The 12,259-nt window shown below is 44.3% G+C and carries 11 protein-coding genes; 6 read left to right on the top strand and 5 right to left on the bottom strand.

All coding sequences use genetic code 11. The features are described 5' to 3' along the window. The first annotated feature begins 6 nt into the window (after nucleotides 1–6). The 5 genes from B3K42_RS00775 to B3K42_RS00755 all read left to right on the top strand — a co-directional run bounded on the left by B3K42_RS00775 (nucleotide 7) and on the right by B3K42_RS00755 (nucleotide 5,350). A complete protein-coding gene (locus B3K42_RS00775) occupies nucleotides 7–1,128 on the top strand; it encodes a PP2C family protein-serine/threonine phosphatase (protein WP_292596296.1) in 1,122 nt (373 codons plus the stop codon). Between the two features lie 50 nt (nucleotides 1,129–1,178). Next, nucleotides 1,179–1,523, top strand: a complete 345-nt coding sequence (locus B3K42_RS00770) for an STAS domain-containing protein (protein ID WP_110990845.1) — start codon at nucleotides 1,179–1,181, stop codon at nucleotides 1,521–1,523. Between the two features lie 3 nt (nucleotides 1,524–1,526). Beyond that, complete coding sequence (locus B3K42_RS00765) at nucleotides 1,527–1,928, top strand: ATP-binding protein (RefSeq protein ID WP_110990846.1); 402 nt, start codon at nucleotides 1,527–1,529, stop codon at nucleotides 1,926–1,928. A 210-nt stretch (nucleotides 1,929–2,138) separates the two neighbouring features. Next, a complete protein-coding gene (locus B3K42_RS00760; RefSeq protein WP_110990847.1) occupies nucleotides 2,139–3,857 on the top strand; it encodes an ABC-F family ATP-binding cassette domain-containing protein in 1,719 nt (572 codons plus the stop codon). Nucleotides 3,858–4,162: 305 nt separating this feature from the next. Further along, nucleotides 4,163–5,350 carry an MFS transporter gene (locus B3K42_RS00755; protein WP_292596295.1) on the top strand — a complete coding sequence of 396 codons (1,188 nt, stop codon included), beginning with the start codon at nucleotides 4,163–4,165 and terminating at the stop codon, nucleotides 5,348–5,350. 76 nt (nucleotides 5,351–5,426) lie between these two features. Here B3K42_RS00755 and B3K42_RS00750 read toward each other — a convergent pair whose 3' ends face one another. From B3K42_RS00750 to B3K42_RS00730, 5 genes are read right to left on the bottom strand one after another with little or no spacing between them, the layout of a single operon-like run. Next, the gene (locus B3K42_RS00750) at nucleotides 5,427–6,386 is read right to left on the bottom strand and encodes an ABC transporter ATP-binding protein (RefSeq protein ID WP_110990849.1); all 960 of its coding nucleotides are present in this window, start codon (nucleotides 6,384–6,386) and stop codon (nucleotides 5,427–5,429) included. Then, nucleotides 6,386–7,363: an ABC transporter ATP-binding protein gene (locus B3K42_RS00745; protein WP_110990850.1), complete on the bottom strand. Its 978-nt coding sequence runs from the start codon at nucleotides 7,361–7,363 to the stop codon at nucleotides 6,386–6,388. The genes B3K42_RS00750 and B3K42_RS00745 overlap by 1 nt, the downstream gene beginning before the upstream one ends. Nucleotides 7,364–7,369: 6 nt before the next feature. After that, complete coding sequence (locus tag B3K42_RS00740; RefSeq protein ID WP_110990851.1) at nucleotides 7,370–8,173, bottom strand: ABC transporter permease; 804 nt, start codon at nucleotides 8,171–8,173, stop codon at nucleotides 7,370–7,372. A gap of 1 nt (nucleotide 8,174) precedes the next feature. Continuing rightward, nucleotides 8,175–9,125, bottom strand: a complete 951-nt coding sequence (locus B3K42_RS00735; protein WP_292596291.1) for an ABC transporter permease — start codon at nucleotides 9,123–9,125, stop codon at nucleotides 8,175–8,177. Nucleotides 9,126–9,140: 15 nt separating this feature from the next. Then, complete coding sequence (locus tag B3K42_RS00730; protein WP_292596289.1) at nucleotides 9,141–10,610, bottom strand: ABC transporter substrate-binding protein; 1,470 nt, start codon at nucleotides 10,608–10,610, stop codon at nucleotides 9,141–9,143. A gap of 484 nt (nucleotides 10,611–11,094) precedes the next feature. On the opposite strand from B3K42_RS00730, the gene B3K42_RS00725 reads away from it, so the two are divergent. Continuing rightward, nucleotides 11,095–12,183, top strand: coding sequence for a serine hydrolase domain-containing protein (locus B3K42_RS00725; protein WP_292596287.1), 1,089 nt, complete (start codon nucleotides 11,095–11,097; stop codon nucleotides 12,181–12,183). The last annotated feature ends 76 nt before the right edge of the window (nucleotides 12,184–12,259 follow it).

The following is a 12,259-nucleotide window of genomic DNA, read 5'->3' as shown; positions in this document are numbered from 1 at the left end:
TGTTAGATGAGCAGAATACTGGTGGTGGATGACGATCTGTCGGTAAGGGTTCTACTGAGATCGATACTTGCAAGAGATAAACATGAAGTGGTCGAAAGTGCAGATGGCAAATCGGCGTTTTCCTCACTATCCAAGGGGAAGCCAGATATGATCTTACTAGATCTGATGTTGCCTGACTACAACGGACTAGACATTCTCACCGAATTGAAGCAGGATCGAGAACTTGAAGCTATTCCCGTTATTGTCCTTACGGGATCAGCCGACCGGGAAAGCAAACTTACCGCTCTGAGTTCTGGCGCTGTAGATTTCATCTCGAAGCCCTTTCTCCCCGAAGAGGTTATTCTCAGAGTGAATACTCAACTAAAGCTTCATGATCTCATAAAGTCATTGAGAATTGCGGTGGACAATCTTGAAAGCGACGTTCTGGCAGCGGGAAAGATTCAGAACGCATTAGTGCCTCAAAGTAATCCGCACGGCTTAGCCGTAGAGTGGATCTATGAACCCTCTTATAGAGTTGGTGGAGATATATTCGATGTTTTCAAATTGAGCGACAATCGTTTCTTTGTATATCTAGCAGATATGTCGGGCCACGGAGTGAATGCCGCAATGCTTTCTGTAATGGTCCACAGGTTCATTGAGGATTTCAGAACCGGTATGGGGGATAGAGATTTCGACCTGAGCGTTTTCATGAAGGAGCTCGATAAGAGCTTTGTATTCGAGAGATTCAACCTTTTCTTCACAATCGTTTCGTTAATCGTGGATCTTGAGGAAGGCATTGTCCTTCTTTCAAATGCAGGACACCCATCGCCATTAATGCAAAGAAATGGATCTGTTGAATTACTTGATGGAAAGAGAGAAGGTCTGGTTGGTATAAATATGATTCGGGGAGACGTTGCAAAGATCCCTTTTTTCAATGGAGATCGGTTGTTACTGTACACTGACGGACTGATAGAAGTAATGAATGAAAACGGCGAAATGTTTGGTGAGGATAGACTGATAGATCTGGTGAAAAGCTGTGCGAAAATCGATATCAAGAGAGCCTCTGGGCGATTGAAAGATGCATATGAGAATTTTAAAGGTAATGCACTTGCCGAAGACGATATTACGGCACTGCTAATAGAATTCTAGTTTCGCCCCCTTTCAAGTGGAAATCTATAAAACGAGGAGCTGAGTGAAAGATGTTTGAGTTCAGGTTGGCGAAAGATAAGATCGGCGTGATTTCTCTCGAGAAGAGGGCGAGAATTACGGGGGAAACGTCTTCAAACTTTAGAAAATGGCAGGATACAGTAGATCTAAAGAGTTGTTCGAGAGTAATTCTTGATGGGACTAATATCGAATTTATTGATTCGATGGGCATTGCCGCTCTAATAAGCATTTATAAGACTATTGCGGCGGAGGGTAATGATTTGGTTCTGGTGAATCTTTCAGAAGAGATAAAGAAACTGCTTAACACACTGAGGCTTGACAGGCTTTTTATCGTTAGGGATTGCTGCGTTGAGGAAGCTGTCAAGAATTCGTGCTGAATAATGGGTGAGAAGAACTACAGATTCATGGTCAAACCCGATTTGGGCAGAATAGATGCTTTCTCTGCGAAGGTATCCGATATAGTCAGAAAGAGCATGGGCAACGAAACGGGTTTCAGAGCCGGGCTCATAGTGATAGAGGCTTGCTCCAATATCGCAAAGCATGGCGAACTCGGCGAAGACGAACTGATATCCGTTGATCTCACTATTGGAGAAGACAGAGTGACTATTACTATTGAAGATACCTCCAAAAAGTTTAATCCACTTGAGGTTGATGAGCCAGACCTCGAGGATATCGAGCTTCTTCAAAGCGGTGGGATGGGAGTTTACCTCATTAGAAGGTTTTCGAGAGGGGTGTACTACTCTTACGAAAACGGCAAGAATATACTGAGAATCACAATTTGAACGGACAGATTTACGTCAGCTATTTGACTTGATTATCATCGATATGCTATAAGTGAGAGATCACAAACCAGCAGGTGCTGAAATGAAGAACAGACTTCTTTAATCAATAGAACTGAATACTTCCTCAAAAAACATCGAAAGACTTCGATCCTATTCGGCCATTCAATTCAAATAGTGTTTTGGCTTCAAGCCTTACTGGAGGCGATCAATTTGGTTCAAATATACAATCTTTCAATTTCGTTTGGAAGTGTGGACGTTCTTAAGAAAGTCAGTCTCGATCTCGCTGCAGGAGAGATTTTGGCTGTCACCGGGGCAAACGGTGCCGGCAAGTCGACCCTGCTAAAATCAATCAAAGGTGAAATCACTCCCTCGGAGGGAAAGATATCTATAGAGCGGGGTGTCGACCCGCTTCTTGTTACTCAGGAGACCGCAGTCTTTCCCGGGACAGTGAAGGAGTATCTTCTCGGGGCGAGAAAAGAGCTCTTCGACATCTACGAGAAATTGGGCAGGTCTGTAAATGATCCTATGACCTATGCGGAACTCATAAATGAATTTCACAATGTTGGGGGATTCGAGTTCGAAACAAAGATTCCTTCATCTCTAAATGAGTTTGGTGTCAATGTTGACAACCTGGGCTTTCCGTACAGGAATCTTTCCCATGGGCAGAAGAGAATTCTCTCACTCGTCAGGGGAGTTCTCTCCGGTTCGAATCTTTTCTTGCTTGATGAGCCGACAAACCATCTCGACATAGAAATGACCTTGAGACTTGAAGAGATCATAACCTCACTCAGCGAAAGGGGTGTTGGAGTTATTGTTGTAAGCCATGATAGGAGGTTCATCGACAAAGTCGCTGACAAGACGATCTATCTGAAAAGAGGAGAGGCAATAGGAGTGCGAGGCGGTTATTCCGAGATGCTGGCGCATCTGGAAAGCGATTTCCTCTCAAGGCAGAAGAAAAGCGAAGAGATAAGTAAGAAGATACGTCAACTGGAACTCGATGCGACCAGGAGGAAGGGCTGGTCCTATTCAAGAGAGGCTTCAAAGAGATTCGCAAGCGATAAAGGCCATGAAGGTCATATGGCGGCCAAACTAGCTAGACGTGCGCTAGCTGTACAGAAAAGGACCGAAAGACTGATCGGTGAACTGGAGTGCGAAAAACCGTTTGTAGAGAAGCCCGTTACTGCCAGGATTCCCAAATATGGGGTTCCGAACAGAAAAATGGTCATGGTGGAGAGCCTGTCGTTCTCTTACGAAGAAAACGAAGTCATAAGGGAGGCCTCTGTTAACATAGATACTTCCGATAGAGTCGGTCTCATAGGGCCGAATGGTTCGGGGAAAACAACTCTGATGAAATGCCTTGTAGGAATTTTGGAGCCGTCAAGTGGCAGAATGTACAGAAACGAGAGTGTAAACTGGAAGTACGTTCCACAGAATGTCGCAGAACTCTTCGAAAGAAAAACCCCCTATGAAGAAATCGCCGACCTTGAACTGGAAGAGACTGCTGTCAGAAGTCACTTGGCCAATATCGGTCTCAAGGGAGAGAGGGCTTTCTCGGAGCTGAAAACGATGAGCTACGGCGAGTTGATGAGGCTTGCGTTGCCGAAATCTCTTCTTTCAAAGGTTGAGTTCATCTTTATGGACGAGCCAACCAATCATCTGGACATTGAATCTCTAGAAGTACTCGACAGACTTCTCAACGACTTCTCCGGAGGGTTTTTCTTCATTAGTCACGACAGGCAGTTCATTGCAGAACATGGGGAAAAGATTCTCACCATTGAAGAAGGTGTTCTAAAGAGCTTCGAGTATTCTAAGGAGATTGATATCGACTCCTTTGTTCGCACAAAAGAGATTCTTACGGACTCCTACAATGAGTCGATCTTTAGGAGAAGCGAAGACAATCCTCTTTATAAGTCTCAGGAGGGAAATTGAGAGCTCACCACCGATGGGGGGTCTATCGGCTAGAGAACCCGAAGAATTCCGAGAAAGGCCCCATCGGCATCAAAGAGCTTTTTATTATGAGCCTTTTGATATATAATATTCCTAACTCAATCCAGGAGAAGGAGCGAACCCACATGCTAGAAGTTATTCAGGCCTACAGAAGAGCGATATTGGTCGGATTTTCGAGTTCGGAGGGTGAATGCTATCTCGTCGAGCCTGGATTGCTCTGAAATCTTAGCTGTGAATCAAGAGGCCGTGACGAGCGTCACGGCCTCTTTCTTTTGGGAGAAATCGTTATGAATAATATGGTTGAGCTCATGAAAAGCAACATAAAGAAGAATTACGTATTCTCTTTTCTTATGAACATGAGACTGTCGAGCGGTCTCTGGATGATCTACATGGCCTTCAAGGGAATGAGTTTGACGCAGATCGGTTTCCTTGAAGGAATATTCCACGTGACCTCTTTGACGATGGAGGTCCCCACCGGATCTATAGCAGACTTGTTCGGGAGAAAGCTCAGCAGAGTTATCGGGAGGTGTCTCTCTCTTGCGAGTATTCTAGTGTTAATCGGTGCAACCAGCTTCTTTCATTTTACCATTTTCATGGTACTCGCTGCACTTTCGTATAACCTGGAATCGGGTTCTGGAGAGGCTCTTGTATATGACTCTCTCAAATATCTGAAAACAGAAGAGAATTTCATGTCGGTTCTTGGAAAGCAGGAGGCAATATTTCAAGTGTCTTCAGTTGCTGCGCTTCTGATCGGTGGGTTCCTGGGAACGTACAATTATCACTATGCATTCTGGGTTTCCGCCGGGATCATCGCATTTTCGGCGGTCTATTCTCTTTCGTTCACAGAACCACCTATCCCCGAATCGGTGGGCCGTAACTCAAAAACCTTCCGGGGCTTCTTGAAGCAGATTGTTGATAGCTTTTCAATAATCGCTAGAGATAAAAAGGTTGCATTTCTTATCTTTTTTGTTCAGACTATACTCGCATTCAGCGCCTGCATATTTTTTTACATTCAGAACTACTGGAAAGCACTTGGTCGCACTGAGTTTCAGATTGGCATATACCTCGCGGCCGGGTCATTTCTAGCCGGATTAGTGGCCATGAAGGTTCAGAGGCTATCTCATCTACTGAAGGAGAAGAAAGTCCTGATCATACTGCCTCTTGTTTCCGTCGCATCCATGTGGGGTGTGGCTCTTTGTTCAAACAAGTTACCTTTCTTCATGGTTGTAACTATGATTGAGGCCATGTTGTTCGTAGCGGGTAACGACTACATAAACAAGCTGATTCCATCCAGGAGTAGGGCAACGATAATATCCTTTGCAAGTATGATGTACAGCTTAGTGATGATAGTCTTTTTTCCCATCTTTGGAAGAATCGCTGACACAATCTCGTTTGGACCTGCTTTTGTCTCGCTGGCTGTAACGGCAAGCTGTCTTTATGCGCTTAGCATGTATTTACTCAAGAAGATCGGATGAAAGAGTTGATTTGTCCACCTCTAAGCGATGCCGGTCAAAAACCGCCTCGAGGCCCAGTTTCAGGAGAGTGGAATGCTCAGTAAAGGTGACAGCTTACAAAATGATCTTTCGTTACCTCGATCCTTTGCGGTTTCACACTCGAACAAATCTCCATTCTCCTGAAACATCTGGGGTGAAAGAAGCATCCTGTTGGGGGGTTCAAAGGACTGGGAGCATCGCCTTCAAGTATTATTCTTTCGGGCTTATGACCGGTTTCACCGGGAATTGCCGAAAGGAGGGACTGAGTATATGGGTGAAGCGGTGATCTATACAGCTCTTCAGATTCAGAGAGCTCAACGATTTCACCAAGATACATGACGGCTATTCTGTCGCAGAAGTAATGAACAACGTTTAAGTCATGAGAAATGAAGAGATAGGTCAGAGAAAGCCTCTCCTTAAGGTCGTTCATTAGGTTAAGTATTTGTGCCTGGATAGAGACGTCGAGGGAAGAAATCGGTTCATCGGCTATTACGACTTCAGGATTTAGAATTAACGCATTCATGATTCCTACGCGCTGTTTTTGACCTCCAGAAAGCTCGTGAGGGAATCTTCCCAACAGATCCTTGTCCAGTCCCACAAGGTTCATACTCTCCAGAATCAGCTCTTTGATCTCTCTCTTCTGCATTCCCATTGCTCTCAAAGGTTCTCTCAGTATCCATTCGACTTTTCCTTTTGGATTCAAGGAACCGGAAGTGTCTTGAAAGATTAGCTGAACCTTCTTTCTGAATTCCCGTTTCTGATCTCTCTTCAGCGAAGTTACATCATCGCCTTTGAAGAGGACCCTCCCCTCCGTCGGTTTTAAAAGCCCCAGGATTGTATAGGCGGCCGTTGATTTTCCACAACCGGACTCACCTACAAGTCCGAAAGATTCTCCTTTAGAAATACTTAAGGAAACTCCGTTAAGTGCCTTGATCGATCCCGGCTTCTTCAGCAATCGGGTTCTTTTCAGCGTGTAATGTTTTCTAAGGTCATGAGTCTCCAGAATACCTCTCTTCATCAAACGTCTCCAGCAAGGAAGCATCTCGCTTTGTGATCATTGGCCATCTTTTTGAAGCCGGGGAACTCTTTCTTGCATCTTTCGACAGCGTAGTCACATCTTGGCTCAAATGGGCAACCGGGAATTGAATCCGCTATTGACGGCACTCGGCCGCGAATGTCGAAAAGCTCTTTGCCTTTTGAGTCTCTCTTGGGTATGGCTTTTATAAGGCCCATTGTGTAAGGATGGGCCGGATCAGTGAAGAGCCTATTGACAGGTGCTTTCTCAACGATGTGCCCGGCATACATAACGTAGACTATTGAGCAGATCTCACGAACTACTCCGAGATTGTGCGAGATAAAAATAATAGAAGAGTTGCTCTCACGGTTTATCTTTCTCAGAAGTTCCAGTATCTGTGCCTGAACTGTGACGTCCAGAGCTGTCGTTGGTTCATCTGCGATAATCAGATCAGGATTACATACGATAGCAATAGCAATAGCTATTCTCTGTCTCATCCCACCGGAGAGTTCGTGAGGGTATTTGTTATAAGTCTGTTCTGGGTCCGGGAGGCCTACCTTGTTCATGATATCCAGTACTTCTAAAAATCTGTCCCTACTGTCGAGAGAAGTGTGTATCATGAGGTTCTCTTCGATTTGTCTTCCTACTTTCATAAGGGGATTTAGAGAGGAGAGGGAGTCTTGGAAAATCATTGATATGTCTCTTCCGCGAGTTTCTCTCGTTTCATTTTCTTTGAGTGAAAGAAGATCGATGCCGGAAAAATAAATACTTCCAGTAGCGATTGAATTATCAGGCAAGAGGTGCATTATTGACAATGCCGTCACAGTCTTTCCGCAACCGGATTCTCCGACTATCCCAACGATTTCTCTCTTCCCTACTTCAAGAGATATCCCTTTGACAGCATGAAAAATCCCTTCTGGAGTCTTGAATGCAATTTTGAGATCTTTGATTTCTAGTAAGGATTCGCTTTCACAATTCATTATCTTTCACCTATTCTCTCTAATATCTCTGATCCCATCTCCTAGGAAGTTGAATCCCAGCACAAGAAGTGTAATAAAGATTCCGGGTGCTATCGCGTACCAGGGACTGACGGTTATGAAGACCTGAGACTCACTCAGCATTCTTCCCCAGCTGGGATTGGGCGGCTGAATTCCAAGCCCAAGATAGCTGAGCGCCGCTTCGGCCAGAACTGCGTTTGCAAATCCCATCGAAGCAGCAACGACAATTGGGGAAAGCACATTTGGCAAAATGTGTCTGAACATTATCCGCAAATTCGAGACGCCCTTTATCTTTGCATTCTTGACGTAATCCAGCTCTTTGTGTTGAACGAAACCGCTTCTTGTGATTCTGGCAAACGAAGGGATTGACATTATGCCGATTGCAATAATCGTGTTTCTCAAGCCTACTCCAAAAACGGAAACAAACATCAGTGCAAGAAGAATGCTGGGGAAAGCCATCATAGCATCGACAATTCTCATTATTATCTCGTCAACTATTCCTCCGAAGTAACCAGAGATTGCGCCGATAAGTACACCGAAAACACTGCCAATCGATACCGCGACTAATCCCACAAAGAAAGCCGTTTGGGATCCTTTCATTATTCTGCTGAGCACATCTCTTCCGAAGTTGTCTGTGCCCAAGAGATGACGCATTGAGGGAGGTTCAAATCGTTCAAGTCTATTGATCTCCGTTACAGGAAAGGGAGTGTAGAATAGACTGACTATCATCATTAACATCAGAATGGAAATCAACACTATTCCAATCCATAGATTCATCCTCCTTTTGTTCATGTTAAACCCTCTGATCCAATCTTATTCTTGGGTCTATAACTGTATATATGACATCGATAAAGAAGTTTATAACAACAATTATGAAAGCTATGTACAAAACCATTCCCTGTACTAGAGGAAGATCCCTGGTCGTGATAGCGTTTATCAGAAGTCTTCCCACACCGGGAAGCGTGAAAACCTGTTCTATTACAATTGCTCCGCCTAGAATGTTTGCCGCTATCATTCCGAGTACAGTGATAATGGGAATCAGGGCATTTTTGAGTACATGTCTCAATAGCACTGAATTCAGGTTCAGTCCTTTCGACAGTGCAAGTTGTACATAATCATTCTTCATCTGATCCATTATAGAGTTTCTAGTGTATCTTATGATTGAAGCAATTGAGGGAAGTGCTATCGCGATGGCAGGTAGAATAAGTGATTTGAACGCTCCATAAGCATCCTCACTCCAAGGAACAAATCCTCCAGGCGATACCCAGCGAAGGACGATTCCAAAGATATAGATCAAGATAATCCCACTCCAGAAAGATGGAATTGCCATCCCAATCTGTGAGATTAATGTGATCAGGATTCCCGGAAGCCTCTCACCGTACTTTGCGCTAACAATACCAAGAGGAATTCCTATTAGGACAATCAGGACCAAAGACATCACTGCGAGAGAAATTGTTACGGGCAATCTGTCGAGGATTAATTCCGATACAGGAACGGAGTATCTCATTGAGATTCCAAGATCGCCCGTGAAAAGCCCTTTCAACCATCTGGACAGCCTAATCTCTAATGGATCATTCAAACCTAGTTCGGCTGACAAGGCTTCATACTGGGATTCTTGAGCATCCACGCCAAGTCTTGTCAACGCAGGATTGCCCGGAATGATCTCAAATGTAACAAAGGTTATCAACGAAACCAGAAGCACTGTTAGAATCATGGCAAAGAGCTTCTTTAAATAAATAAACACAAATGCTTCTCCTTGTTAGCGATAATAGAGAGTCGACATATCTTGCACGTAAAGAGGATAGATCGTGTATCCGTGCAAATTGGGAGCGAGAGCAACGATAAAGTTGGGATCCATAATGTAAACTGCAGCGGCATCTTCAGTAAGAATCTCTTGAGCTCTTTTGAACATAGATGCTTTTTCTTCGACGGCAGTTTTTTCGATAGCCAGACTAATTATGCGGTCGTATTCACTGCTGGAATAGTTGTAAAAATTTCTCGGATAGTCGGAAACATATCGTCTCAATATTTCGTAAGCACTCAGTTTGCCAGTAAGACCGATTATTGTCATTTCGTAATCTCTTGCTGTATAAACTCTGTCCAACCAGACGCTCCACTCGACAAGCTCGATCTCCGCCCTTATCCCCACTCTCTTAAGCTGTTCCACAATTACCTGGGCAGTATCTATATGAAATTGATAGTTGGAAGGCACCGTGATCTTTGTGTCAAACCCATCTGGATATCCAGCTTCTGAGAGAAGCGCTTTTGCTTTCTCGACACTGGGTTCGTAGTAGTCCTCAAGACCCTCTCTGTAATACTTGCTCATGATCGGCGACATGTTTGATCCTAGTTCTGTTCCGTAACCATCTGCTACAATCTCAATTACCTCTTCCTTGTCCACAGCATGGTTTATCGCTCTTCTAATTCTTATGTCATCAAACGGGCTCACCGCGTGGTTCATCGCCATCAGCTGAACCATATTCTGTTCGCCAGTTATTAGATTGTATCGATCTCCTAACACCATTGCCTGAATTGCATCGAGTCTCGGAAGTATCTGAACCTCGCCTGCCAGGAAACTCATTATTGCTGCCTGATTGTCGGGAATTATTCTAAATTCAACTTCCTCAACTTTTGGCAGCTCTGGATTCCAGTATTCCTCAAACTTTTCGATAACAAGCCTCTGACCCGGTCTATACTCTACGAATTTGAAAGGCCCGGTTCCTACAGGATTCTTCTCATGATTCTCGTTACTTTCCGGAATAATTGCCACTATGAACTTCTCAAGAAAGTCAGTGTTGAGTGTACTGAGTTCGACCCTGACAGTCTTATCATCTACCGCTTCAATCTTCGAAACAAACTTCTCAAAATCGGAAGAAAGTCCTCTCTCGCCGTCAGTCCCTTTGAGTCGGTTCAAAGAGTACAAAACATCGTCTACTGTAACCATTGATCCGTCATGAAACTTCACTCCGCTCCTGAGAGCAAATGTGTAGATCATACCGTCTTCAGAAATACTGTAGCTTTCGGCTACGGCGGGTATTACAGTTCCATTGGGATCGGGCTTGAGAAGACCCTCGAACACATTGAACATCATTTCGTAAGTGCCCGAAGCAGCCGCTCTATGTGGATCAAGAAAATCGGGATCCTGCATCACTGCGACCACAATTTTTTGAGATAGCAAACTGGTCACAGTAATAATAGAAAGCATGATTATCAAGAGAATCTTTCTCATTTCATTCCTCCCTAAACAAATCTTTTCAGTCACCTCCCCGGTGCACCAGGCAGGTATGCTTCGATCTTTGTGTCCCAACATTTGTTATTTTAGTCTTTATGGCGGCAGAGTCCTAATGCTGCTTTCAAAGTGAGACATTTGAAATAGATTTGCCAAACGTTGTATTTCAACTATAGTCTAACGCAGATAATTTCATTCTGCTCATCGAAACGATGATCGATATGAGCTCCTGGCTGCGAAGAAGAATTCTCTCTCGTCAAGCCGCCAGATAGTTGAAGGCTTTTGAGCAAATTGATAGACTTCATTCGCAGCCGATGACAATGACAGATGGTTTCGAGGGGAGAATCTTCAGATATCTAATTCTGGCAGGCGGATTCAGAATGGCGAATAGTTGGTACGGTTAATCCAGAATCTATCCCAGTATTACGAAGATGAGTTATCATTTATAGTGCGTTCCACAAACTTTGTCAACTGGAGGTGCCTTTTGTTCAGAAGACAGGCTATTGTCGTATTGTTCGTCATGTCTCTTTCTCTTCTTCTATTTGCCAATCCCATCGATGAAGTTATGAATAAGACTATTGCGTTTGAAGGCTTCTGGGGAGCCGTTCTTGTCTCAAGAGGAGAAGCGATCTTGCACGCGTCAGGATACGGAATGGCTGATATTGAAAGGAATATTCCAAACACTCCTGAAAAGAAGTTCAGAATCGCATCGATCACCAAGCAGTTTACCTCTGCTGCAGTTCTTAAGCTATTGGAAGAAGGGACAATATCTCTTTCAGATTCTGTTGCGAAATTCATTCCTGAATTCCCCAACGGAGAGAGAATCCTTATCCATCAGATGCTTAATCACTCTTCGGGGATTCCAACGATGATAAATACCGAACAACTTCTCGAAGAAGTGGAGAAGTTCGGTGAGGGCAGGAGCCTTCAGGAGGCAGAAATAGCTTTCATATCATCACTGCCTCTGAGATTTGAGCCTGGGAATAGCTTTCTATACAGCAACAGCGCTTATTTCCTTCTCAGTGTCATCGTAGAAAGGGCAAGCGGGAGGCGCTATGATGAATATCTGAGAACGAACTTCTTCGAACCACTGGGAATGAATAATACCGGTTACGATTACAATGAATATGATAGCGGATGGGGTCTTCCTTACTACTCTGATTCCTATGTTATAGATCTCTCACGCGTAAGACCTGCTGACTGGGTCGATAGAAGGCTTCCAGGCGGAGCCGGGGGGTTATATTCCACTGTGTATGATCTGTATCTGTGGGACAGAGCGCTTTCCTCCGGTAAAGTGCTTTCAGAAAGCTCTTTAAGACTAATGCAGAGTCCGTCAAACGAACTCTTCGAGGCAGGCTATGGAGTCTTTATCGGTAACGAGCTTATAGATGGAGAGTATAGAAGAGTTGTATATCACGATGGAGACACGAAGGGTACCTCAACTAGAATAAATCGGTACGTCGACGACGACATTTTCGTGGTGGTGCTGAGCAACATCGAGGGAAGAGACTTCACCGCACTCGCGTACGAACTGGCGAAAGCCGTGATAGTGAACGGTATGGGAACGGATTGATTCGGCGGGTTGAGCGTTTTTTTGCCGGAAGGTTGGAATTAAAAGAACCGCTCTCACTCATTTGAAGAGCGGTTCT

Origin of the sequence: Mesotoga sp. UBA6090 (assembly GCF_002435945.1) — a bacterium.
Taxonomy (GTDB): domain Bacteria; phylum Thermotogota; class Thermotogae; order Petrotogales; family Kosmotogaceae; genus Mesotoga.
Note: the sequence above shows the minus strand (reverse complement) of the source record. Positions and strands in the feature narration are given on the sequence as shown.

Excerpts from the sequence above, each read along its gene's own strand:
- B3K42_RS00775 (WP_292596296.1), top strand. The coding sequence starts at position 7 with ATGAGCAGAATACTGGTGGTGGATGACGATCTGTCGGTAAGGGTTCTA.
- B3K42_RS00770 (WP_110990845.1), top strand. The coding sequence starts at position 1,179 with ATGTTTGAGTTCAGGTTGGCGAAAGATAAGATCGGCGTGATTTCTCTC.
- B3K42_RS00765 (WP_110990846.1), top strand. The coding sequence starts at position 1,527 with ATGGGTGAGAAGAACTACAGATTCATGGTCAAACCCGATTTGGGCAGA.
- B3K42_RS00755 (WP_292596295.1), top strand. The coding sequence starts at position 4,163 with ATGAATAATATGGTTGAGCTCATGAAAAGCAACATAAAGAAGAATTAC.
- B3K42_RS00750 (WP_110990849.1), bottom strand. The coding sequence starts at position 6,386 with ATGAAGAGAGGTATTCTGGAGACTCATGACCTTAGAAAACATTACACG.
- B3K42_RS00745 (WP_110990850.1), bottom strand. The coding sequence starts at position 7,363 with ATGAATTGTGAAAGCGAATCCTTACTAGAAATCAAAGATCTCAAAATT.
- B3K42_RS00740 (WP_110990851.1), bottom strand. The coding sequence starts at position 8,173 with ATGAACAAAAGGAGGATGAATCTATGGATTGGAATAGTGTTGATTTCC.
- B3K42_RS00730 (WP_292596289.1), bottom strand. The coding sequence starts at position 10,610 with ATGAGAAAGATTCTCTTGATAATCATGCTTTCTATTATTACTGTGACC.